This window comes from Rhodococcus sp. HM1 (assembly GCF_023218075.1).
In the GTDB taxonomy this organism is placed as follows: Bacteria; Actinomycetota; Actinomycetes; order Mycobacteriales; family Mycobacteriaceae; genus Rhodococcus.
The window spans coordinates 91,528-115,153 of record NZ_JALPTB010000013.1 but is presented as its reverse complement, the minus strand read 5'-3'; the positions used below and the strand labels follow the sequence as shown (position 1 = coordinate 115,153).

Genomic DNA, 23,626 nt, shown 5'->3' with positions numbered 1-23,626 from the left:
CCCCCGGTGGGCTCGCGCCCGTCATCGACGTCACCGAGGCCACGTTCGAGGCCGAGGTGCTGCAGCGTTCCATGCAGGTCCCGGTCATCGTGGATCTGTGGGCGACCTGGTGTCAGCCGTGCAAGCAGCTGTCCCCGGTCCTCGAGAAGCTCGCGCACGAGGGCGGCGGCACCTGGGTGCTCGCGAAGGTGGACGTCGACGCCAACCCGCGCATCGCCCAGGCGTTCGGCGTCCAATCGGTGCCGACGGTCGTCGCGATCGCCGCCGGCCAGCCGCTCGCCGACTTCCAGGGGGTGCAGCCCGAGTCGGCGCTGCGTGAATGGATCGGCGCGATCCAGAACGCGGTTGCCGGGAAGCTGTCGGGTCCGCCGACGGGCGAACCGCAGGAGACCCCGCCCGACCCGCGGTTCGTCGCGGCGGAGCAGGCGCTCGAGGCCGGCGACCTGGCCGGTGCCGAAGCCGCCTACAACCTGATCCTCAATTCCGAGCCCAACAACACCGAGGCGCTCGCCGCGGTGCGCCAGGTGCGGTTCCTCGCGCGCGCCCAGGAGGTGCCCGCCGACGCGATCGAGCGTGCCGACGCCGCGCCGGCCGACCTGGACGCCCAGCTCGCCGCCGCCGACGCCGAGCTGTTCGCGCAGGACCCGGAGAAGGCCTTCGCCCGGCTGATCGCATTCGTCGCCCGCAGCGCCGGGGACGAGAAGACGGCCGCGCGCACCCGGCTGCTGGAGCTGTTCGAGCTCTTCGATCCCGCCGAGCCGTTCGTCGTCGCCGCGCGACGGAAGCTGGCGTCCGCGCTGTACTGAACACCGGCACTCAGGCGAACGGCCTGGCCACGGCACTGCCGTGGCCAGGCCGTTCGCCTGTTGTCACTGCCGTCAGTGGTAGCGGCCGGTGCAGCCCGCCTCACCGCGGAGCACACCGGTGCGGAAGGCGTCGACGCGGGCGAAGCCGCTGGGAATGGTGTTGCCGTTGACGTCGCTCGCGGCGAGACCGTCGCTGAGCAGACCGGACACGGCCTCGTCGAGATCCCCGGGTGACAACCACACCAGGTCCTCGTCCGGGTTGTTCGTCAGGTCGGTGTTCGTCGGGCTCAGCGCGGCACTGATCGCGCCGGCCAGGCACGCCGTCCGCAGCGCGGTCTGCGGGTCGGTCAACGAGGCCCCGGCCTCCCGCTGCACCGCGAGCGCGTATCGCGAGGCGAGCAGCACATAGGCGTTGTAGTCGCCGCGGACGTCCGCCTCGAACGGACCCGACCCGGATTCGGGAGCAGCCCCGCGTTCGGCGAGCTCCTCCAGATCGACGCCGATCGTGTTCGTCGCCGGGCAGTAGGACACCGGTGCGGTCGCCTTTGCGTCGGGGCAGCCGAGATCGGAACCGGACAGATCCAGCTCGGGCGGCGACGACAAATCGAACACGTAGTCGAACGAGCGCAGAATCTGCTGGACGGAGTCGGCGGTGACGGGAAGCTCCCCGTCGTCGCTGCTGTCGAAGAACTGCGGAAGATCGGCGCGGCGGGACTCGATCTCGGCGGCGTCGATGCGGGTGCAGGAGCGGGCGCCGTCGGAGAACCCGATCTGCATGGCGGTGACGCGCTCGAACGCCGAACCGTGAACGGCATCGGGATCGTTGGGATCGATGTCGCGGAACAGCACCATCGACGCGAGCACCGAGTTGAGCCCGTCCGAGGTGTTGAGCTGGAAGTGCTCCGCGTTGCCCTCGGCGACGTGGCGGATGAACGCGCCGGCGAAACAGTCCGCCTGCTGCTCGAACACGATGCCCGGGTCGTCGTCGGAGACGATGCCGGACTTGTACTGGATGGCGTGCCCGTACTCGTGGGCCAGCACCATCACCACCGACATCGGACCGAACGTGTCGATCAGTTCGGGCAGCAGGAACTCCCGGTCCCAGCCGATCACGTCGTCGCCGGCGCAGTACGCGGCATTGATGAAGTCGAAGGTGGATTCGCCACAGAAATCGGGTCCGCGCCGTTCGGACGGATCCCAGGACAGCAGCGTCGAGACGGGTTCGAACGACCCCTTCGCGATCGACCCGAAGGTGCGTTCCCAGTACGCCTCGATGTCGGTGATCGCGTTGCCCACCAGGGCGTCGACCTCGCCGCCGTCGCCGTTAACGATGGTGACCTCCGCGTCCGGAACCCCACCTCGGGGACCGGACGGGCCGGACGACACGGGCAGACCGGCGACGGTGAAGGGGTTGTCGTAGATCGAGACGGCAGTGCCCTCGACCTTGCCCGCACACCCCGCCAGCAGGGCAGTCGCCAGCGCTCCGAGCGCCAACCGCGCAGCCCAGCCCGTCCTTGTCACGATCGCTCCTGTCGTCGGAGGACCGCGGTCACCGGTGCAGTGCCAGCCAGATCGCACCGTGGGCGGGCAGGGTCACCCGAGCCGATGCCGGGCGCCCGTGCCAGGAGTGCGCCGTCGCCGTCACGGCACCGAGATTTCCGGTCCCGTTGCCGCAGTAGGCGGTCGCATCCGTGTTGAGGATTTCCACCCACCGACCCGTTTCGGGTAATCCGACACGATAGTCGGCGTGAGTGCTCCCGGAAAAGTTGTACAGGCACGCGACGATCGAGCCGTCGCTGCCGTACCGGAGGAAACTGAGCACGTTGTTCACCGCGTCGTTCGCGTCGATCCACGAGTACCCGCCGGGGGAGGTGTCCAGCGTCCACAGCGCGGGATGGTCGCGATAGGTGCGGTTGAGGTCGCCGACCAGTTGCCGGATCCCGCCGTGCAGAGCACCGGTGTGTTCGTCGTCGAGCTGCCACCAGTCCAGGCCCCGTTCCTCCGACCACTCCGCGACCTGCCCGAATTCCTGCCCCATGAACAGCAACTGCTTGCCTGGGTGCGCCCACATGTACGCCAGCAGGGTGCGCAGTCCCGCTGCCTTCGTGAAGTCGTCGCCGGGTAGCCGGGTCCACAGCGTGCCCTTGCCGTGTACGACCTCGTCGTGGCTGATCGGCAGCATGAAGTTCTCGCTCCACGCGTACATCAGCGAGAAGGTGATCTCGTGATGGTGGTAGGTGCGGTGCACGGGATCGCGGGAGACGAAGCCGAGCGTGTCGTGCATCCAGCCCATGTTCCACTTCATGTCGAACCCGAGCCCGCCCACGTTGGTCGGGCGCGTCACCCCGGGCCACGCCGTGGACTCCTCGGCGATGGTGACCACACCCGGATGCAGCTTGTGCACGGTGCCGTTGAGTTCCTGCAGGAATGCCACCGCCTCCAGGTTCTCGCGACCGCCGTGGATGTTCGGGGTCCAGCCACCGTGCGGCCGCGAGTAGTCCAGGTACAGCATCGACGCGACCGCGTCGACCCGCAGGCCGTCGATGTGGAACTCCTCGACCCAGTAGAGGGCATTGGCCACCAGGAAGTTGCGGACCTCGCGCCGGCCGTAGTCGAACACGTAGGTGCCCCAGTCGAGCTGCTCGCCGCGCGTGGGATCGGGATGCTCGTACAGCGGGCTCCCGTCGAACCGGGCGAGCGCCCAGTCGTCCTTCGGGAAATGGGCGGGAACCCAGTCCATGATCACGCCGATCCCGGCCCGGTGCAGCCGGTCGACGAACTCGCGGAACTCGTCCGGCGTGCCGAACCGGGAGGTCGGGGCGTAGTACGACGTGACCTGGTAACCCCAGGAGCCACCGAAGGGATGCTCGGCGACGGGGAGCAGCTCGACGTGGGTGAACCCCGTCTCGGTCACGTACTCGGCGAGCTGGTCGGCCAGTTCGAGGTAGCCCAGGCCCGGCCGCCAGGATCCGAGATGCACCTCGTAGACGCTCATCGGTTCCTGCCACGGCTGGGAGCCTGCCCGCGCTTCGAGCCACTCGTCGTCTTGCCAGGTGTGCCGCGACGTCGTCACCACCGACGCGGTCGCGGGCGGGACCTCGGCCGCGTAGGCCATCGGATCCGCCTTCTCGCGCACCGAGCCGTCGCGACCGTGCACCCGGAACTTGTACAGGGCGCCGGGGTGGACGTCGGGGACGAACAGTTCCCACACGCCGCTCGACCCGAGCACCCGCATCGGTGCGGTCCGTCCGCCCCACATGTCGAAGTCGCCGGTCACCGTCACCCCGCGCGCCCCGGGCGCCCACACCGCGAACGACGTGCCGGTGACCGTGCCGTCCGGGGTGTCGTACGAGCGGGGGTGCGCGCCGAGGATCTCCCACAGCCGTTCGTGGCGGCCCTCCGCGAACAGGTGCAGATCGAGTTCGCCGAGCGTCGGGAGAAACCGGTAACCGTCGGCGACGACGACGGTGTGGTCGAACGGATAGGTCACCACCAGCCGGTAGTCGGCCGGATCGTGCACCGGAACGAGCGCGCTGAACACGTCGGACCCGACCGGCTCGAGCGGGTGGTCGACGCCGCCGATGCGGACCGCGACCTTCTCCGCGCCGGGACGCAGCGTGCGGATCAAGGTGCCCTCCGCGTGCGGGTGCGCCCCGAGAATCGAATGCGGGTCGTGATGTTCACCGGCGGCGAGGCGCGCCAGATCCTCGGGTGCCGGTGCGTGCCGGCGGGTCGAGACGGCGGGGGAGTCCGCTCGGTTCGGGGTGGAACCTTTCTCCGGGGTCACGGCTACCTCCTGTAGGCGAGGGTGGTGCGCGCAGGCACCCCGATCGGGGGCAACACGAGAATGTGGGCGACGGCCCGCCACGGCTCGAGTCGCACGAAATTCGCCTGGCCCCAGTGGTATTCCTCCCCGCTGACCTCGTCGTGGACGGTGAGGTGTTCGTGCCAGTCCCGTCCGATCGCCGGCATGTCCAGCCACAGAGTGCCCTGTTCGGCGGCGTACGGATCGAGGTTGACGACGGTGAGCACCGCGTCTCCCGTCGTCGGATCGAACTTCGAGTAGGCGATCAGCGCGTCGTTGTCGATGTGGTGGAAATGAATGTTGCGCAGCTGCTGCAGCGCCGGATGCGCTCGGCGGATCCGGTTCAGCGCCGCGATCCACGGTTCCAGCGATTCACCGCGGCGGCGTGCCTCCTCGAACCGTCGGGGCCGCAGCTGGTACTTCTCCGAATCCAGGTACTCCTCGCTGCCCGGTCGCAGCGCGACGTGCTCGTACAGCTCGTACCCGGAGTACATCCCCCACGTCGGGGCGAGGGTCGCGGCCAGGGCCGCGCGCAGCGCGAACATCCCGGGGCCGCCGCGCTGCAGCGTCTCGTGCAGGATGTCCGGGGTGTTCACGAACAGGTTCGGCCGGGCCTCGTCCGCCTTCGCGGCCAGTTCCTGCCCGAACTCGGTGAGTTCCCACTTGGTTTCCCGCCACGTGAAGTACGTGTAGGACTGGGTGAATCCGCGGCGGGCCAGCCCGTACATGCGGGCGGGCCGGGTGAATGCCTCGGACAGGAACAGTACGTCGGGATCGGTGCGCTTGACCTCGGCGATCAGCCATTCCCAGAAGTCCGGGGGCTTGGTGTGCGGGTTGTCGACCCGGAAGATCTTCACCCCGCGGTCGACCCAGTGCCGCACCACGCGCAGCACCTCCGCATAGATGCCGTCGCGGTCGTTGTCGAAGTTGACCGGGTAGATGTCCTGGTACTTCTTCGGCGGGTTCTCCGCGTAGGCGATGGTGCCGTCCGGCAGCACCGTGAACCACTCGGGATGCTCCGCCGCCCACGGATGGTCGGGCGCGCACTGCAAAGCCAGGTCCAATGCCACTTCGAGGCCGAGTTCGGCTGCGCGGGAGACGAAGTCGCGGAAGTCCCGATCGGTGCCCAGTTCCGGGTGGATCGCGTCGTGGCCACCCTCGTCGGATCCGATGGCCCACGGCGAACCCACGTCCCCGGGGCCGGCGACGAGGCTGTTGTTCGGTCCCTTGCGGTTGATCTTGCCGATCGGATGGATCGGAGGCAGATATACCACGTCGAAGCCCATCGCCGCGATCCGCGGCAGATCCGCGGCGGCGGTCGCGAACGTGCCGTGCCGCGGGGTGCCGTCCTCGTTCCAGCCGCCCGTCGACCGCGGGAAGAACTCGTACCAGGAGCCGAACAGGGCGCGTCGGCGGTCCGCGAGCGCGGTGTACGCCCGCCCGCGGGTGACCAGCTCGCGCAGCGGATGCGCGCGCAGGATCTCGGTGATGTCCGCGGCGAAGGCCGGCGCCACCCGTTCCGCGAGCGCCCGCGGCGACCGGAGCGCCGCGGCGACGGCGAGCAGCGTGGGCCGGTTGCCGCGCGGCACCGTCTTCGCGGCCTTCTCGAACAACGCGGCGCCGATCTCGAGGTCGTTCGCGAGGTCCTCGGCGCCCTGACCGGCGGAGATCTTCGCATCCACCGCGTGCCGCCAGGTCGTCACCGGATCGCTCCACGCCTCCACGCGGTAGTTCCACGTACCCGGGCTGGTCGGGGTGAACGTCGCGTGGAAGGTGTCGGGCATCGTCCCGGGCACCATCGGGATGCGGACGAGCCTGCCCTCGGTCTCCGGATCGGTCCCCGGTCCGCGCACGGCGAGTGTCGCGGCGACCGCGTCGTGCCCCTCCCGCCACACCACCGCGGACACCGGCACGACTTCGCCGACGACGGCCTTGACCGGATAGCGTCCACCCGCGATCTGGGGCTGGACGTCGTCGATGGCGAGACGACCTGTCACATGTACTCCGTTCCGTGTCGGGCCGGTGGGGAACCGGACGCGAACCGCGCGGTGGGTTCGCACTCAACCGTAATCGAGGTGCGGATTCAGGGCCGACCATGCGGCCGGTTTGCCTGTCCCGCGCGGGAATCCGCGGGGCGCTCACCGGCCCGCCCGGCGGCGGTTCGGCACCCGGACGGACGTCACAGCCCGTTGCCTCGCGAAACGCCGGAAACTCGGTAGTCTTCGCGGGGTGAAAGCCTTGCGTCGGTTCACCGTACGAGCCCACCTTCCTGAGCGGCTGGCCGCGCTCGAAAGACTGTCCGCCAACCTGCGGTGGTCCTGGCATCCGCCGACCCAGGACCTGTTCGCCACCGTCGGCCCGGCCCTGTGGGAACTCGTGGGGCACGACCCGGTCCGGCTGCTCGGCGAGGTGCCGCCGTCGCGGCTCGACGAACTCGCCGCCGACCCCGACTTCGTGCAGCGGCTCGATGCCGCCGCCGCGGACCTCGACGAGTACCTGGCCCGGCCGCGCTGGTACCAGCAACAGCAGGCCCGCGGCAAGGACATGCCGACGGGGATCGCCTACTTCTCCATGGAATTCGGTGTCAGCGAGGTCCTGCCCAACTATTCCGGTGGCCTCGGCATCCTCGCCGGTGACCACCTCAAGGCGGCCTCCGACCTCGGGCTGCCGCTCGTCGGTATCGGACTGCTGTACCGCTCCGGCTACTTCCGGCAGTCCCTGACCGCCGACGGCTGGCAGAGCGAGCACTACCCGGCCTACGACCCGCAGGGTCTGCCGCTGCGGCTGCTCACCGAATCCGACGGCAGTCCCGCACTGGTCACCGTCACCGTGCCCGGGAACCGCGAGCTGGCCGCGCGCGTGTGGATCGCACAGATCGGGCGGGTGCCGCTGCTGCTGCTCGACTCCGACATCGCCGCCAACGACGAGGAACTGCGCGGTGTCACCGACCGCCTCTACGGCGGCGACCAGGACCACCGCATCAAGCAGGAGATCCTCGCCGGCATCGGCGGCGTGCGGGCCGTGCGCGCCTACACCCGCATCCACGGGCTGCCCGACCCCGAGGTCTTCCATATGAACGAGGGCCACGCCGGTTTCTCGGGCGCCGAGCGCATCCGCGAACTGGTCACCACCACGGGCCTCGACTTCGACGAAGCACTCTCGGCCGTGCGCGCCGGAACCGTCTTCACCACCCACACCCCGGTCCCCGCCGGCATCGACCGGTTCCCGATCGACCTGGTGCGGCACTACTTCTCCGGACCGAACGGGGAGAACGAGTCGTCGCTGCTGCCCGGCCTGACCGTCGACCGGATCCTCGCGCTCGGCCGTGAATCCGACCCGCACGTGTTCAACATGGCGCACCTGGGTCTGCGGCTCGGTCAGCGCAGCAACGGCGTCTCCGCGCTGCACGGCCGCGTCAGCCGCGGCATGTTCGACGGGCTGTGGCCCGGCTTCGACGCCGACGAGGTGCCGATCGGCTCGGTCACCAACGGTGTGCACGCCCCCACCTGGGCCGCCCGCGAATGGATCGCCCTGGCGAACCGGCTCGCCGGTCCCGACCGGGTCGAGGAGGCCCGCGGCTGGGAACTGCTGCAGACCGTTCCGTCGCAGGAACTGTGGGACACCCGCAACACGCTGCGCGGGCAGCTCGTCGCGGAGGTGCGGCGACGGCTGCGCGCGTCCTGGATCGAACGCGGCGCCACCGCCGCCGAACTCGGCTGGGTCGACGAAGTGTTCGACCCGAACGTGCTCACCGTGGGCTTCGCGCGGCGCGTGCCGACCTACAAGCGGCTCACGCTCATGCTGCGCGACGAGAACCGGCTGCGGTCGCTGCTCCTCGACGAGGACCGGCCCCTGCAACTCGTCGTCGCCGGCAAGAGCCATCCCGCCGACGACGGCGGCAAGGCGCTGATCCAGCAGGTCGTGCGGTTCGCGGACCGGCACGACGTGCGGCACCGCATCGTGTTCCTGCCCGACTACGACATGTCGATGGCCCGCTTCCTCTACTGGGGCTGCGACGTGTGGCTCAACAACCCGCTGCGTCCGCTCGAGGCGTGCGGCACCTCCGGGATGAAGTCCGCGCTCAACGGCGGCCTCAACCTGTCCATCCTCGACGGCTGGTGGGACGAGATGTACGACGGGGAGAACGGCTGGGCCATCCCGACCGCAGACGGGGTCGTCGACGAACACCGGCGCGACGACCTCGAGGCCAGCGCCCTGTACGAGCTGCTCGAACGGTCCGTGCTGCCGCGGTTCTACGACCGGGACACCGACGGGGTGCCGACCCGCTGGATCGCGATGGTGCGCCACACCCTCGAGAACCTCGGGCCGAAGGTGCTCGCGTCGCGCATGGTCCGCGACTACGCGGTGCAGTACTACGCCCCGGCCGCCGAGGCGGCCCGCGCGGTCGTCGCCGACGGGTTCACCGGCGCGAAGGCGCTGGCGGACTACCGGCACCGGATCGAGGCGGCGTGGCCGTCGGTGCGGGTCGCACAGGTCGACAGCGACGGGCTGCCCGACAGCGCCGAGATCGGCGCGCGGCTGTCGCTCACCGCGCACGTGCACCTCGGCGGGCTGAACCCCGCGGACGTGCTGGTGCAGGTGGTGATCGGCCGGGTGGGTGTCGACGACACCCTCAGCGACATCACGACCACGCCGATGCGGCACAGCGGCACCGACGGTGCCGGCGACGTCTTCGAGGCGGAGGTCGCGCTGCCGCTCGCCGGCGCCGTCGGATACACCGTGCGGGTGCTGCCGCAGCACGAACTGCTCGCCACGCCCGCCGAACTCGGGCTGGTCGTGCTGCCGTAGGCCGGGTGCGGCCCGGCACCGGCAGGCCGACCCGATGCGGTCAGTCCCGGAGCCGGGTCAGGGCCTTGCGCACGATCTCCGGGTCGGTGGTCTCCCAGAACGACGGCAGCGACGCCCGCAGGTAACCGCCGTAGCGGGCCGTCGCGAGCCGCGGATCGAGGACTGCGACGACCCCGCGGTCGCTGGTGCTGCGCAGCAGCCGGCCGACGCCCTGGGCGAGCAGCAGCGCCGCGTGGTTCCCGGCGACCGCGAGAAACCCGTTGCCGCCGCGGGATTCGACGGCGCGCTGCCGCGCCACGAGCAGCGGGTCGTCGGGCCGCGGAAACGGGATGCGGTCGATGATCACCAGCGACAGGGACGGCCCCGGCACGTCGACGCCCTGCCACAGCGACAGCGTGCCGAACAGCGATGTCGCCTCGTCGGCCGCGAACCGTTCGACGAGGGCACCGGTCGCGTCGTCGCCCTGGCACAGCACCGGGGTGGCGAGCCGCTCCCGCACCGCCTCGGTGGCGGCCTTCGCCGCGCGCATCGACGAGAACAACCCGAGCGTGCGGCCACCGGCCGCGGTGATCAGCTCGGTGATCTCGTCGAGGTAGGCGGGGGACAGGCCGTCGCGTCCCGGGGTCGGCAGGTGCTTGGCGATGTACATGATGCCGGCCTTGGCGTGGTCGAACGGCGACCCGACGTCCAGGGCGTTCCACTTCAGGTCGCCGTCGTCGGACGGGGGTTCGATGCCGGAGGCCGCGCCGGTGTCGCTGCGCGTCGGCGCCTGCGCGGGCAGTCCCCAGTTCACGGCCAGGCCGTCGAACGAGCCGCCGACCGTCAACGTCGCCGAGGTGAGCACGACCGTCGCCTCACCGAACAACCGGGACCGCAGCAGCCCGCCGACGGACAGCGGAGCCATCCGCACCGTGCGGCGCACCGCACCGCGGAACTCGTCGGCGGCCAGCCACACCACGTCCTGCCGTTTCGCCGGGTCCGGTTCGTCGAACGCGGTGAGCACGCGCACCGCGCCGTCGTGCACCTCGTCGACCTCGGCGACCGCCTGGGTGCGTGCCGCGGCGGCCTCGGCGTCCATCCCCGGCTTGGCCGGACCGACGGCCGTGCGCAGCGACCACGCGGCGTCCCGCACCGCCGCGAGCGCGGCGGCGGCCCCGTCCGGCAACACGTCCCACCGGCCGGGCGGAAGTTCCTCGAGCAGCATCTCCCAGTTCTCGGCGGCGCTCTCGAGCTTGTCGACGTCCTCGTCCTCGGCGAGCTTGGTGCAGCGGCGCGCGGCCGCGGAGATCGTGCCGCCGGACAGTTCCGCGGTCGCGACCCCGGTCACCCGGTCGACGAGTTCGTGTGCCTCGTCGATGATCACCGCATCGTGCTCGGGCAGGATCGCGATGCCGGTGATCGCGTCGATCGCGAGCAGCGCGTGGTTGGTGACGACGATGTCGACCTGGGAGGCCTCGGCGCGCGCGATCTCCGCGAAGCAGTCCTCGCCGACGGGACACCGTGCCTTGCCGAGGCATTCGCGGGCGGTGACGCTGACCTGCCGCCACGCCTGATCGGACACGCCCGGGGTCAGGTCGTCGCGGTCGCCGGTCTCGGTGCTCGACGACCATTCGGTGACGCGCCGCACCTCCCGGCCGATCCGGGAGAGCGCGAACGCGTCGAACAGTTGCTCGCCGACCGGCGGCTCCTCGGCCAGCCCGGTGTGGATCTTGTTGAGGCACAGGTAGTTTCCGCGACCCTTGAGGATCGCGAAGCGTGGGCGTCGCCCGAGCGACTCGTGCAGGGCGTCGGCCAGGCGCGGCAGGTCGCGGTCCACCAGCTGCCGCTGCAGCGCGATCGTCGCCGTCGAGACGATCACCGTGCGCCCGGTGCGCACGGCATAGCGGATGCTCGGCACCAGGTAGGCCAGCGACTTACCGGTACCGGTGCCGGCCTGCACGGCCAGGTGCTCCCCGGTGTCGAGGCAGTGCGCGACCGCCGACGCCATCGTCAGCTGGTTGCGCCGCTCCGTGCCCCCCAACGCGTGTACCGCGGTCCGGAGGAGTTCGGGGACGTCGGGGAGTTCGGGCACCGGGTCAGGGTATCGGTCCCCACCGTCAGGTTCGTGCGCCGACCTGACCGACCAGTTCCACGCCCGCCGCGCGCAGCCGCTCCAACGCCGCCTCGACCGTCACATCGGACACACCCGCGGTGTAGCGCAACAGGACGCGGGTGGTGAAACCCGCTTCGACGGCATCGAGTGCGGTCGCGCGCACACAGTGATCGGTGGCGATGCCCACCACGTCGACCGCGGTGACCCCGCTCTCGCGCAGCCAGTCGGCGAGCGACTCGCCGACCTCACCGGTGCCCTCGAACCCCGAATAGGCGGCCTCGAACGCACCCTTGGAGAACACAGCCTCGACCCGCGTGAGGTCCAGGTTCGGGTGGAACTCGGCGCCTGCCGTCCCGACCCGGCAGTGCGGCGGCCACGAATCGACGAAATCGGGTTCCTCGGAGAAATGGTCGCCCGGATCGATGTGATGGTCGCGGGTCGCAACCACGTGGGCGTAGAGGCCGGAGTTCTCGGCAACGTAGTTGCTGATGTCCGCCGAGACCGCGGCACCGCCCGCGACCGCGAGCGCACCGCCCTCGCAGAAGTCGTTCTGTACGTCGACGATGATCAGAGCGCGTGTCATCGTCCTCACCCCTGACCGACGAAACGGGTGGGAACTGCCGGGTCGCCCTCGGACAACATCAGGCCCTCCCACGGCAGGCTCACCAAGCCGGCCGCCAGGAACGCCCGGCTCTCTTCCAGGGTAGGAAGCCCTTCGACGAGTTCGCCACCGCGCACCAGCGGCACCATCAGCTCGCGCGCGGTGCCCTCACCGGTCGGTGCCGGCAAGTGCGCCGAGTAGATCACTTCCTCGGTGAGGGTGCCCGTCGGCCGCGCGAACCGCACCGCGCGCTTGGCGCCGCCCCGCGACTGCTTGTGCGCGCTGCGCTTCTCGACGGGGATGCCGTCGACCTCGACCAGCTTGTAGACCATGCCCGCGGTCGGGGCGCCGGAACCGGTCACCACCGACGTCCCGACGCCGTACACGTCGCACGGTTCGGCGCGCAGTCCCGCGATCGCGTACTCGTCGAGGTCACCGGACATGACGATCTTCGTGCCGGTCGCACCCAGCGAATCGAGCTGCTCGCGGACCTGCCGGGCCAGCACACCGAGATCACCGGAGTCGATGCGGACCCCGCCGAGCTGCGGACCGGCGACCTCGACCGCGGTGCGCACCGCCGCCGTGATGTCGTAGGTGTCGACGAGCAGCGTGGTGTCGACGCCGAGCGATTCGATCTGGCTGCGGAACGCGGACTCCTCGTTGCGGCCGGCCGTCGTCGTGTGCAACAGCGTGAACGCGTGCGCCGCGGTGCCCGCGGCCGGAATCCCGTAGCGCCGTGCCGCTTCCAGGTTCGACGTCGAGTCGAACCCGGCCAGGTAGGCGGCGCGTGCCGCGGCGACCGCGGACTCCTCGTGGGTGCGGCGCGAGCCCATCTCGATCATGGTGCGCCCGTCCGCGGCGCTGACCATGCGGGCCGCAGCCGACGCGATCGCGCTGTCGTGATTGAGGATCGACAGGGCCAGGGTTTCGAGGAGCACGCACTCGGCGAACGAGCCGCGCACCGACAGGATCGGCGAGCCGGGGAAGTAGAAGTCACCCTCGGCGTAACCGTCGATGTCTCCGGAGAAGCGGTAGGCGCGCAGCCACTCGACCGTCGACGGCGACAGGAACCGGGAGACGACGTCGAGCTCGGCGTCACCGAACCGGAAGGAGGCGAGGGCGTCGAGCAGACGGGCCGTCCCGGCGACGACACCGTACCGACGGCCCGCGGGCAGTCGCCGCGCGAACACCTCGAACGCGCACGGCCGATGCCCGGTACCGTCCGCGAGCGCGGCCTCGAGCATCGTCAGCTCGTACATGTCGGTGAACAGCGCGGTGCTCACGGGGCCAGTGGTGTTGGAGTCGATACGGTCTGCAGCCACCCGATCACCTTAGATTGCGGATGCCGAGGCGGGTTTTTCACCGCGCGGGAACGCCGTACCCTGGAAACATGGCGCCGTGTTCCACGACAAAACCGTTCGACGTCCCGGTGATGGCGGCAGGTCAGGCGATGCCGGCGGAAGCCGAGATCGTCGAGGAAATCGAGGCGGTGGATCGGCCCTGGGTCACCGTGGTCTGGGACGATCCGGTCAACCTGATGCACTACGTCACGTTCATCTTCCAGAAGCTCTTCGGGTACAGCAAGGCCAAGGCCACCGAGCTCATGCTCAAAGTGCACAACGAGGGCAAAGCGGTCGTCTCCAGTGGGTCGCGTGACAAGATGGAGCACGATGTCCAGCGCCTGCATGCGGCGGGCCTGTGGGCCACCATGCAGCGCGACGAATGAGCACCGACAGGAGGAGCCGGGCGACGTGCGTCAGTGGAGCAGGAAGAACTCGCTCAGCGGAGTGAAACTGCGGTCCGAGATGGACGCGCACGAAGCGTCGGTCCTGCGATCCCTGGTCGCCTCGGTGCTCGGCATGCTCGAGGAACGCGCCGCCGAGACCCCGCAGGACGACCTCGCCGTGATCACCGGGTTGCGCACCGGTAATTCCACTCCGCCCGACGTGCCCGCCCTCGCGCGGCTGCTGCCGGATTTCCACCGGGCCGACGCCGACAGCACCAGGCATCCCGACGACGAAGCCGCCGACCTCAACGGTGCCCTGCGCAGCCTCCACGAACCGGACATCATCGACGCGAAACTCGCCGCCGGCGCGGTGATCCTGCGGACCGTCCCGGAAACCGGCGGCAAGGTCGTGCTCAACCCCGAGCAGGCCGAAGCCTGGCTGTACGGGCTCAACGACGTGCGCCTCGCGCTCGGCACCACCCTCGGCATCGACGCCGACACCCCCGACACCCTCGACGAGGACGATCCCCGCGCGCCGCACCTCGACGTCTATCACTGGCTGACCTGGATGCAGGACTCGCTGGTGCAGGCGTTGCTGCCGTGAGCCCGACGCTGTCACCGGGCCCCACCGATTCCCTCGCCGACATCGCGGGCCTGCGCGTCGGACACCACCACCTCCTCGACGACACCGTCACCGTGGCCGCGCCCGGCGTGCCCGGTTCCGGCGCCGCCACCGGGTGCACCGTCGTTCTCGCCGACCGGGCCGCGGTCGGGGCCGTGGACGTCCGCGGCGGCGGACCCGGCACCCGCGAAACCGACCTCCTCGACCCCAGCCACTCCGTGCAACGCGTCGACGCGGTGCTGCTCACGGGAGGCAGCGCCTACGGCCTCGCCGCCGCGGACGGGGTAATGCGGTGGCTCGAGGAACACGGTCGCGGCATCGTGATGGGCCTCGACGGCGAGACACCGCTCGTGGTGCCGATCGTCCCGGGAGCCGTCATCTTCGACCTGCCGGTGGGGGACTGGTCGACCCGGCCCACCGCGGACAGCGGATACGCCGCGACCGCGGCCGCGCACGCAGCGACGAGCGTCCCGCGCGGCTGCGTCGGCGCCGGCGTCGGTGCACGCGCGGGAAGCCTCAAAGGCGGGGTCGGGACCGCGAGCGTCCGCATCGGCGACGGCGCCGCGGCCGGGGCGACCGTCGCGGCCCTGGTCGTCGCGAACCCCGTCGGGTCCGTCGTCGACCCCGAGACCGGCCTGCCCTGGGGACTGGGACCCGGCCGGGCGGCAGCGCTCGGACTGACCGCACCGACCGCCGCAGACCTCGAGACCGGCCGCCTGCTCGGGGCCAAGGGCACCGTCCTGAACACCACGATCGGGGTCGTCGCGACCGACGCGACGCTGAGCACGGCCGCGTGCCGCCGCGTCGCGGTCGCCGGGCACGACGGCCTGGCCCGCGCGATCCGTCCGGCCCACTCACCACTGGACGGGGACACCCTGTTCGCCTTGTCCACCGGCACCGCCGATCTTCCCGCGCCCGGACTGCTGCCCGACGCGTTCGCGTCGGAGCTGCCGGTGCTCGCCGCGGTGTGCGAGGCCGCGGCCGAGGTGGTGCAACGGGCGATCGTCGACGCGCTGCTCAGCGCGACCGGGCTCGCCGGCATCCCCTCCTATCGCGACGTGTACGGCACCGCGTTCGACGCGCGGTGACCGTCGCACCGCGGCGCGCGGCCGCCGCGCACAGCACAATGGACCCATGACCGAACCGACCGGAACCGGCGCCGTGACCCGGCCGATGTGGCAACGTGCCGCCCTGTGGATCGGTGGCTTCGTCGGACTGCTCTACGGGATCGAAGGCGTCGACTCCGTCACCTCCGCGGACCTGGACGCGGCCGGGATCGCACCGCGCTCCATCGACGGCCTGTCGGGAGTGCTGTTCGCGCCGCTGCTGCACGACGGCTGGGCGCACCTGTCGGCGAACACCGTGCCGCTGCTCGTCCTCGGATTCCTCGTGCTGCTGTCGGGGATCGCCCGGGGCCTCGCCGCGACCGCGATCATCTGGATCGTCGGGGGAGTGGGAACCTGGCTGTTCGCCGGTCCCGGCTACATCCACATCGGTGCGTCGATACTGGTGTTCGGCTGGCTGACCTACCTGATCGTCCGCGGCTGGTTCACTCGGCACACCGGACAGATCGTCATCGGTGTCGTCGTGCTGCTCGTCTACGGCAGCATGCTGTGGGGAGTGCTGCCCAGCGACCCCCACGTGTCCTGGCAGGGTCATCTGTTCGGGGCGATCGGCGGTGTCCTCGCCGCGTGGGTCCTCTCCGCCGACGCCCGCCGGGCCCGCCGGGCAGCGATCCCGCCCGGCACGCTGCCGCGCTGAGGAGCGGCGGACCCTCCGGATCGGAGACGTAGACGATCCGTTCACCTCCCCGACCTCCACGTCACATTGTTCGTGTAACTGTGAGTTGCCGGGTCGTAATCGGGCTCTGCTTCAACGAGGACGTGCGACGTGGCAGCATGACCTCTATGCGCATGACCGTTCTGGGCTGCTCGGGCAGTGTCGCCGGGCCCGATTCTCCGGCGTCGGGCTACCTGCTTACCGCCCCGGACACCCCGCCGCTCGTGATCGACTTCGGTCCCGGCGTCCTCGGCGCACTCCAGCGGCATGCCGATCCCGGCGAGGTCTCCATCCTGCTCTCGCACCTGCACGCCGACCACTGTCTCGACATCCCCGGTCTGCTCGTGTGGCGTCGCTATTCCCCGAACCGACCCGAAGGCCGCGTCTCGCTGTACGGGCCCGGCGACGCCGCACACCGGCTGGGCGTCGCCTCCGCCGAATGCGCCGGCGAGGTCGACGACGTGTCGGACACCCTCGACGTCCACGCCCTCACCGACGGCGGCGACTTCCGCTTCGGGGCACTGTCCGTTTGCTCCCGTCGCGTCAACCATCCGCCCGAGGCATACGGGTTCCGCATCACCAGCGACTCCGGCCGCACCTTCGTGTACACCGGCGACACCGGCATGTGCGACGAGGTCGTCGACCTCGCGCGCGGCGCCGACGTGCTGCTCGCCGAGGCGTCGTGGACCCACGACCCCGCGGCACGACCGGAGAACATGCACCTGTCCGGCACCGAAGCGGGCCAGGTCGCCGCGCGGGCCGGGGTCGGGGAGCTGCTGCTCACCCACATTCCGCCGTGGACGTCGCGCGAGGACGTCATCGCCGAAGCGAAAGCGGAGTACTCGGGCCCGGTGCACGCCGTCTCCGCCGGGGACGTCTACCGCATCTGACCGATCGCCTACGCTCGTCGGGTGACCACACGAGAAGACGGCAGGGCGGACGATCAGCTCCGCGACATCCGGATCACCCGAGGATTCACCAATCACCCCGCGGGCTCGGTGCTCGTCGAATTCGGGCAGACCCGCGTCATGTGCACGGCCAGCGTCGAGGAAGGCGTGCCGCGCTGGCGCAAGGGATCGGGCCTGGGCTGGCTCACCGCGGAATACGCGATGCTGCCGGCTGCCACCCACACCCGCAGCGGTCGCGAATCGGTGAAGGGCAAGATCGGCGGACGCACCCAGGAGATCAGCCGACTCGTCGGCCGCTCGTTGCGCGCCTGCATCGACCTGGCGGCGATCGGGGAGAACACCATCGCGCTCGACTGCGATGTCCTGCAGGCCGACGGCGGCACCCGCACCGCCGCGATCACCGGTGCCTACGTCGCGCTGTGCGACGCGGTGACCTGGCTGCGCGCCGCGGGCCGCCTCACCGATCCGCAGCCCATCTCGTGCCAGATCGCGGCGGTCAGCGTCGGCGTCGTCGACGGCCGTATCCGCCTCGACCTGCCGTACGAGGAGGACTCGCGCGCGGAGGTCGACATGAACGTCATCGCCACCGACACCGGCACCCTCGTCGAGATCCAGGGCACCGGTGAAGGCGCGACCTTCGCGCGCTCGACGCTCGACGGGCTGCTCGACTCGGCGCTCGCCGGCATCGAGGAACTGTGCCGCATCCAGCGTGAGGTGCTCGCGCAGCCGTACCCGGGGGTGCTTCCCGAGCCGGAGATCGTCGAACCCGTGAAGAAGAAGTTCGGGGCCTGACATGACGGTGAAGGTGCTCGTCGCGAGCCGGAACGCGAAGAAACTGCGGGAACTGCAGCGCGTCCTGGATCGCGCCGGGATCGACGGTATCGAGCTGGTCGGTCTCGACGAGGTTCCGCCCTTCCCGGAGGCCCCGGAGACCGGCGCGACCTTCGAGGAGAACGCCGCGGCGAAGGCCCGCGACGGTGCGCTCGCCACCGGCCTGCCGTGCGTCGCCGACGACTCCGGGCTCGAGGTCGACGCCCTCAACGGCATGCCGGGTGTGCTGTCGGCGCGCTGGTCCGGCGCGCACGGCAACGACGAGGCGAACACCGCGCTCGTGCTCGCCCAGCTCGCGGACGTTCCCGACGAACGGCGCGGCGCCGCGTTCGTGTCGGCGTGCGCGCTGGCGGTTCCCGCCGGGAACGACGCGGCGGTCACCGTGGTGCGCGGCGAATGGCGCGGCTCGATCGAACGCGCGCCGCGCGGCACCAACGGCTTCGGATACGACCCGGTGTTCCGGCCGGAAGGTGAGGAACGCACCTCCGCCGAACTCAGCGCGGAGGAGAAGGACGCGGCGTCGCATCGCGGGCGCGCCCTCGCGCTGCTGGTGCCGGCGCTCGAGGCATTGACCAGGGGCTGAGCCCGGGACCGAACGTGGCCGCTTCCTGCCCGAATGTGCGGGCGGGGAGCGGCTTCCGGTTCGTCAGGTCTGCGCCAGGGCGGTGGGATGCGCCGGGGTGTCGATGCCCGGGATGCCGCGTCCGCGCAGCGACGCGCCCGCCGTCTCGGCCACGAAGCACAGTGCGACCAGGCCGACCGCACACGCACCCATCATGTAGAAGGCGGGCACGAGATCGTTGCCGGTCCGCTCGACCAGCCACTCGTTGATCGCGGGGGCGGTCCCGCCGAACAGCGACGTCGCGACGTTGTAGGAGATCGCGAATCCGGCGAACCGCACGTGCGTGGGGAACATCGCGGGGAACGTCGCCGAAATGGTCGACAACTGCAGGACGTACAACAGGCCGAGGGTGGTGAACGCGACGATCGCCCAGCCGAAGTTCACCGACATCAGCAGATACATCGGGATCGCGAGAACCAGCAGGCCACCCATCGAGACCGCCCACAGCGGTTTGCGGCCGACCCGGTCCGACAACGCGCCCGAGAACGGGATCACCGCCATCATCGCGAGCTGGCCGATCACCACCAGGACCAGCGACGCCGTGCTCGTCAGCCCGATCCGGTTCTCCAGGTAGGTCGGCATGTAACTCAGCAGCGTGTAGTTGCACACGTTCAGGGCGACGACCAGGCCCATGAGCTTGACGATCGGTCGCCAATACCGGGCGATGAGGTCCTTGAACTCGGCACCGACGCTGCTCTCCTCCTCGTGCGCCTCCTCGAGTTCCCGGAACACCGGCGTCTCGTCGAGCTTGGAACGCAGATACAGGCCGACCAGCGCGAGCGGACCGGCGACGAAGAACGGAAGGCGCCAGCCCCACGTCGCCATGAATGCGTCCGTCGAGAGAAGGTCGATCATCAGGACGAGGATCGCGCCGACCGAGAATCCGCCCAGCGTGCCGAACTCGAGGAAGCTGCCGTAGAAGCCGCGCTTGCGGTCGGGGGAGTACTCGGCCATGAACGTCGCCGCGCCGCCGTATTCGCCGCCGGTCGAGAAGCCCTGGATCATGCGGAGCAGGACGAGTAGCACCGGCGACCAGAACCCGATCGACGTGTACGAGGGCACGGCGCCGAGCAGCACCGTCGCACTACCCATCAGCAGGATGGTGAGGGCGAGGATCTGCCTCCGGCCCAGCCGGTCTCCGAGCGGGCCCCACACGAAGCCGCCGAGCGGTCGCACGAGGAACGAGACGGCGAAGACACCCAGCGTGAGCAGTGTGGCGGACTCGAGGTCGCCGGGAAAGAACGAGTCGGCGATGTAGGTGGCGGTGTAGGCGTAGACGCCGTAGTCGAACCACTCGGTGAAATTGCCCATCGCGGACGCGCCGATGGCCCGCCGCACCTGGCGCGGGGATTCTCGACGAGGCTCCCGGGCTGTGTCTGCCGAACCGGTCTTCACGAATAGTCCCCTCGGTGCAAAGTGATATTTCGGGCAAGTACCCGAGGGGGAGGGGAATGAAACCCCCGGTGTGCCTTTCTGGCGGTCGGAGCCGCCACTACTGCACACGGGCGGCGGAGCCGCCCTGCAGCACCGTCTGCACGTAGGTCGTCACCATCGCGGTCATCTCGTCCGCGACCGTCTCGCGATCGATGTCGGGCTGCTCCAGGACGTACGCGATCGCGACGTTCTCGACGGTCCGCACCAGCATCCACGCGATCGTGTCGAGAGGCCGGCCCGAACGATGCGCGCGGTTGGAACGCAGCCACACCGCGAACAGCGTCTCGATGCGCTGCTCGAACTCCGAGAGGCGGCTGCCCGAGGTACGGGGGAGTTGCTCGATCATCACCCGCAGCAGCCGCGGGTTCTCGCCGAGCGCGTCGAGCAGTTCGAGCATCGTGGCCCGTACCGACGACGACCAGGTGGGTCCCTCCAGTGCCGTCGTGAACACGCGCGAAATGCGAGCATGCAGTTCCGTCGTCCACCGATCGACGACCTCCGCGACGATCGCGTCCTTGTTCGGGAAGTACTGGTACAGCGACCCCGGACTGATGCGCGCGTGGGCGGCGATCCGATTCGTCGACGCGCCTTCGTAGCCGTGTTCCAGCAGAACTGCCCGGCCCGCGTCGACGATGCGCTCGACCATCGCACGGGAGCGGTCCTGTCGCGGTGTACGCCGCATCTGCCGGCGGTCGGGCGTCGTCACAGGTGCCCCCGAAATGCGAATTGAACGCGAGTAAACGCTCGTGTGAACATGACCCGCATGATGACACGGGAGCTGTCGACGGACGCCGAAGCCGGTCCGTACCCTGCGCGGTTCGCCGGAATTCGCCCGCGCAACGAGCGCATCGGCCGGCCCCTGAAGCACTTCGCGCGGATCGACACCGTCGACGAGGAACTGCTCGATCGGATCGGCCGGCGCATGTTCGCGCGCGACGAGCTCGGGGCGTCCCTCGTGCACGCGATGCGCCGCGACCGCACCGACCCGCAACGCGTCACCATGCGGCAGTTCCATCAGGCCCTCGAACACGGAATCGACACCGTCCCTGATGCTCCCGAGGCGCTGCGCGAGTTCTTCGCCGTCGTCGACACGGTGCCCGACTGGGTCGACTTCGACCTGCTCGAGAAGGGCGCGCGGGCGTTCCGACGCATGGGCCGCAGCCGCAACGACGTGCTGCTCCAGCTCTCGCTGATCGGCGGCTACCGCTTCGGTGGCCCGCCGGACCTGCTGGTCGCGACCGGAGGTCTGACCGGCTCCACCGCCATGCGACGACTCGGCGAAACCCAGAAGTGGGGCACCGCGGTCGGCGAGCCGGGCGGAATGCGTCGCGGCGGTGAAGGATTCAAATTGACCGTGCACGTGCGTGCCATGCACGCCTTGGTCAATCACCGATTCGAGACCAACGGCCGCTGGGACGTCCAGCGCTGGGGCCTGCCCATCAACCAGACCGATCAGGCCGCGACCCTCGGACTGTTCAACGGCACACTGCTGCTCGGCGTCCGCGCCCTCGGTTACCGGGTTTCGCGCGACGAATCCCGCGCGGTCATGCACCTGTGGAAGTACGTGGGCTGGCTCATGGGCATCGACGAGGAGTGGCTGTTCGACAGCGAACGTCAGCAGCACCGTTTCAACTACCACGTCGTGCTCGTGCAGGACGACGTCACGCCCGCCGGTGCCGATCTGTCCCGCGCCCTCGTCGACGGCCAGCGAGATCTGAACTACCGCCGGTTCCCGACACTGCGTGGACACTACGAGCGACTGCGCCTGCTGAGCATGCTCCGCTTCTTCCTCGGCGCCGAGGGCCTGCGTGATCTGGGGTTGCCCTCCGTTCCGCCGCTGGCCGTCGCGCCCGTCATCGCGGGGAACGTCGTCAAGTCGACGCTGATCAACCGCACCCCGGCGGGCCGGCGATTCCTCGAGCGGGTGGGGGATCGCGCCGCGCGGCGCGAACTGAGCCTGAAGTTCGGTGCCGCGGAGCCTACCGTCGGCAAGCTGAACGTCTAGCGGAAGCGAGTGACATACCTTCGCTGCCAAGGTGTTTCGACGGCGCGCGGCGAGTAGTGCTGGCGGACGAACGTGACCGCTTCGTCGCGTGGCACGCCGTCGAGGACGGCGAGGCAGGCGAGGACGGTGCCGGTGCGTCCGAGTCCGCCGGAACACGCGATCTCCACCCGTTCGCCGGCGGCGCGTTCCCATGCCTCGTGGATCGCGGCCGCGGCGTCGACGCGGTCGGTCGGGAGCCGGAAATCGGGCCAGCGCACCCAGCGGGACGGCCACGGTGTCGGCGGGGGCTCGCGACGTTGCAGGTAGAGCGCGAACGTCGGGAGCGGACCGTCGGGCAACGGATGGCGCAGGCCGCGGCCCCGGACGAGCCGGCCCGACGGCAGGCGCAGGACTCCCGCCGCCGCGGGGTCCCAAGGTTCGCGTGTCACAGGTCGGGTGCCACAGGGGCGGGTGTCAGACCCCGAAGTCGGCCTTCACCTGCCGGGTGCGCTTGTGCTCGACGAAGAACGACAGGAAGGGGATGGTGCCAGCGATGAGCGTTCCGATCGTGCGGGCCAGCGGCCAGCGGACCTTGATCGACAGGTCGAACGTGAGCACCAGGTACACCGCGTACACCCAGCCGTGCACGATCGCGATCCACGACGGGACGTTCTCGATGCCGATGACGTATTTGGCGATCATCTCGCCGACCAGCACCAGCAGCCAGATACCGGTGGCGTAGGCGAGGACGCGGTATCGCAGGAGCGCCGAGGAGATCTTCTTCCGGTCGGCGTCGCTGAGGGTCCGCGGCGCTGTGCCGGTCTTCTCGGGGGTGGTGCTCACTGACCGCTCCTTCCGGACCTGCGCGCGAGCTGCGCGAGGTATTCGTTGTACTCCAGTGTCTGCCGGGCCTCGGGGTCGTCGAGGTCGGCGTCGTCGGCCGGTTCGAGATTCCGGCCGGGCCGCGGGGGCAGCAGGTGTTCCGGAATCTCGGTGGGCTCGGACGACGCGGACGGCCGCGGATCCCCGGTCTCCTCGGCCTCCGACTCCTCGGCTTCGAGGCGCACGAACCGTCGGTACGCGTAGACGCAGAAGAACGCGAACGCCGGCCACTGGAAGGCGTATCCCAGGTTCTGGGCGGTACCGCCGACTGCCTCGAAACGGGTCCACTGCCAGTACCCGAGGGCGAGGCATCCTGTCGCCGCGACGACGACCAGGACGATCAGCGCGACCCGGCGGGGCGGACGACGAGTTTCGGACACGACATCGACGGTACCCGAATGCGCCGCCGACCTGCCAAGACCGGTCGGTTGCCGTGCGCCAGGTCACGCTGGATTTTCCGGGTGAGCGATGGGTCGGAAACCCGCGCGAGTCGGTATTCGACAGTTGTGAACGAAACGAGGTCTCGAACCCGGGAGTTCGTGACCTCGTTTCCGCAGTTCACGGTACTGCTACGTGTGCGCGAGGGGGGACTCGAACCCCCACGCCCTTAAGGGCACCAGGTTCTAAGCCTGGAGCGTCTGCCATTCCGCCACTCGCGCGCCACGGACACAATACGTCACGAACCCGACTGCTCCGATTCGAAGCTGAACCTGCGTCGTCCCGCC

General features: G+C 70.1%; 21 protein-coding genes and 1 tRNA gene. 10 read left to right on the top strand and 12 right to left on the bottom strand.

Going from position 1 to position 23,626, the window contains the following annotated elements; all coding sequences use genetic code 11:
• A partial coding sequence (locus M1M07_RS09945) for a tetratricopeptide repeat protein (RefSeq protein ID WP_248673995.1) occupies positions 1–806 on the top strand: 806 nt, incomplete at its 5' end.
• A 72-nt stretch (positions 807–878) separates the two neighbouring features.
• On the opposite strand, the gene M1M07_RS09940 is transcribed toward M1M07_RS09945, so the two are convergent.
• The 3 genes from M1M07_RS09940 to M1M07_RS09930 form a co-directional block, all read right to left on the bottom strand.
• Positions 879–2,327, bottom strand: coding sequence for a metallopeptidase (locus tag M1M07_RS09940; RefSeq protein ID WP_197253056.1), 1,449 nt, complete (start codon positions 2,325–2,327; stop codon positions 879–881).
• A gap of 28 nt (positions 2,328–2,355) precedes the next feature.
• On the bottom strand, positions 2,356–4,509 hold the full coding sequence (gene glgB / locus M1M07_RS09935) for a 1,4-alpha-glucan branching protein GlgB (RefSeq protein WP_231610882.1): 2,154 nt from the start codon (positions 4,507–4,509) through the stop codon (positions 2,356–2,358).
• Between the two features lie 86 nt (positions 4,510–4,595).
• The gene (locus tag M1M07_RS09930) at positions 4,596–6,608 is read right to left on the bottom strand and encodes an alpha-1,4-glucan--maltose-1-phosphate maltosyltransferase (protein ID WP_248673994.1); all 2,013 of its coding nucleotides are present in this window, start codon (positions 6,606–6,608) and stop codon (positions 4,596–4,598) included.
• A 232-nt stretch (positions 6,609–6,840) separates the two neighbouring features.
• Between M1M07_RS09930 and glgP the strand changes: the two genes are divergently transcribed.
• Positions 6,841–9,420: an alpha-glucan family phosphorylase gene (gene glgP, locus M1M07_RS09925; protein ID WP_197253054.1), complete on the top strand. Its 2,580-nt coding sequence runs from the start codon at positions 6,841–6,843 to the stop codon at positions 9,418–9,420.
• Between the two features lie 40 nt (positions 9,421–9,460).
• Here the strand turns inward: glgP and M1M07_RS09920 are convergent, their stop codons facing one another.
• From M1M07_RS09920 to M1M07_RS09910, 3 genes are read right to left on the bottom strand one after another with little or no spacing between them, the layout of a single operon-like run.
• Entirely contained in the window at positions 9,461–11,491 is a 2,031-nt protein-coding gene (locus M1M07_RS09920; RefSeq protein ID WP_248673993.1) for an ATP-dependent DNA helicase, read from the bottom strand.
• Between the two features lie 25 nt (positions 11,492–11,516).
• Positions 11,517–12,095: an isochorismatase family protein gene (locus M1M07_RS09915; RefSeq protein WP_248673992.1), complete on the bottom strand. Its 579-nt coding sequence runs from the start codon at positions 12,093–12,095 to the stop codon at positions 11,517–11,519.
• A gap of 5 nt (positions 12,096–12,100) precedes the next feature.
• Entirely contained in the window at positions 12,101–13,435 is a 1,335-nt protein-coding gene (locus M1M07_RS09910) for a nicotinate phosphoribosyltransferase (RefSeq protein ID WP_307846540.1), read from the bottom strand.
• Between the two features lie 68 nt (positions 13,436–13,503).
• Here M1M07_RS09910 and clpS point away from each other — a divergent pair, with 68 nt between their 5' ends.
• The 7 genes from clpS to rdgB all read left to right on the top strand — a co-directional run bounded on the left by clpS (position 13,504) and on the right by rdgB (position 18,562).
• Positions 13,504–13,839 carry an ATP-dependent Clp protease adapter ClpS gene (gene clpS, locus M1M07_RS09905; protein ID WP_197256209.1) on the top strand — a complete coding sequence of 112 codons (336 nt, stop codon included), beginning with the start codon at positions 13,504–13,506 and terminating at the stop codon, positions 13,837–13,839.
• A gap of 25 nt (positions 13,840–13,864) precedes the next feature.
• A complete protein-coding gene (locus M1M07_RS09900) occupies positions 13,865–14,443 on the top strand; it encodes a DUF2017 domain-containing protein (protein ID WP_197256207.1) in 579 nt (192 codons plus the stop codon).
• Positions 14,440–15,549: a P1 family peptidase gene (locus M1M07_RS09895; protein WP_197256205.1), complete on the top strand. Its 1,110-nt coding sequence runs from the start codon at positions 14,440–14,442 to the stop codon at positions 15,547–15,549. Before M1M07_RS09900 ends, M1M07_RS09895 begins: the two co-directional genes overlap by 4 nt.
• A 46-nt stretch (positions 15,550–15,595) precedes the next feature.
• A complete protein-coding gene (locus tag M1M07_RS09890) occupies positions 15,596–16,222 on the top strand; it encodes a rhomboid family intramembrane serine protease (RefSeq protein WP_197256203.1) in 627 nt (208 codons plus the stop codon).
• A 146-nt stretch (positions 16,223–16,368) separates the two neighbouring features.
• Positions 16,369–17,130, top strand: coding sequence for a cyclic nucleotide-degrading phosphodiesterase (locus tag M1M07_RS09885; protein WP_248674002.1), 762 nt, complete (start codon positions 16,369–16,371; stop codon positions 17,128–17,130).
• Between the two features lie 21 nt (positions 17,131–17,151).
• Positions 17,152–17,940 (top strand): ribonuclease PH, encoded by a 789-nt coding sequence (gene rph, locus M1M07_RS09880; RefSeq protein WP_197256199.1) that lies wholly within the window; start codon positions 17,152–17,154, stop codon positions 17,938–17,940.
• Position 17,941: 1 nt separating this feature from the next.
• On the top strand, positions 17,942–18,562 hold the full coding sequence (gene rdgB / locus M1M07_RS09875) for an RdgB/HAM1 family non-canonical purine NTP pyrophosphatase (protein ID WP_248673991.1): 621 nt from the start codon (positions 17,942–17,944) through the stop codon (positions 18,560–18,562).
• 63 nt (positions 18,563–18,625) lie between these two features.
• Here rdgB and M1M07_RS09870 read toward each other — a convergent pair whose 3' ends face one another.
• Both M1M07_RS09870 and M1M07_RS09865 read right to left on the bottom strand, forming a co-directional pair.
• Entirely contained in the window at positions 18,626–19,912 is a 1,287-nt protein-coding gene (locus tag M1M07_RS09870) for an MFS transporter (protein WP_248674001.1), read from the bottom strand.
• A 181-nt stretch (positions 19,913–20,093) separates the two neighbouring features.
• Entirely contained in the window at positions 20,094–20,681 is a 588-nt protein-coding gene (locus M1M07_RS09865; protein WP_197252924.1) for a TetR/AcrR family transcriptional regulator, read from the bottom strand.
• Positions 20,682–20,798: 117 nt separating this feature from the next.
• Between M1M07_RS09865 and M1M07_RS09860 the strand changes: the two genes are divergently transcribed.
• Positions 20,799–22,040 (top strand): oxygenase MpaB family protein, encoded by a 1,242-nt coding sequence (locus M1M07_RS09860; protein WP_248673990.1) that lies wholly within the window; start codon positions 20,799–20,801, stop codon positions 22,038–22,040.
• Here the strand turns inward: M1M07_RS09860 and M1M07_RS09855 are convergent.
• The 4 genes from M1M07_RS09855 to M1M07_RS09840 all read right to left on the bottom strand — a co-directional run bounded on the left by M1M07_RS09855 (position 22,037) and on the right by M1M07_RS09840 (position 23,560).
• Positions 22,037–22,468: a protein-tyrosine phosphatase family protein gene (locus M1M07_RS09855; protein ID WP_248673989.1), complete on the bottom strand. Its 432-nt coding sequence runs from the start codon at positions 22,466–22,468 to the stop codon at positions 22,037–22,039. The genes M1M07_RS09860 and M1M07_RS09855 overlap by 4 nt on opposite strands.
• 25 nt (positions 22,469–22,493) lie before the next feature.
• On the bottom strand, positions 22,494–22,862 hold the full coding sequence (locus M1M07_RS09850) for a DUF3817 domain-containing protein (RefSeq protein ID WP_248673988.1): 369 nt from the start codon (positions 22,860–22,862) through the stop codon (positions 22,494–22,496).
• Positions 22,859–23,281 carry a transcriptional regulator gene (locus tag M1M07_RS09845; RefSeq protein ID WP_248673987.1) on the bottom strand — a complete coding sequence of 141 codons (423 nt, stop codon included), beginning with the start codon at positions 23,279–23,281 and terminating at the stop codon, positions 22,859–22,861. Before M1M07_RS09845 ends, M1M07_RS09850 begins: the two co-directional genes overlap by 4 nt.
• Positions 23,282–23,477: 196 nt before the next feature.
• Positions 23,478–23,560, bottom strand: a tRNA-Leu gene (locus M1M07_RS09840).
• Between the last annotated feature and the right edge of the window lie 66 nt (positions 23,561–23,626).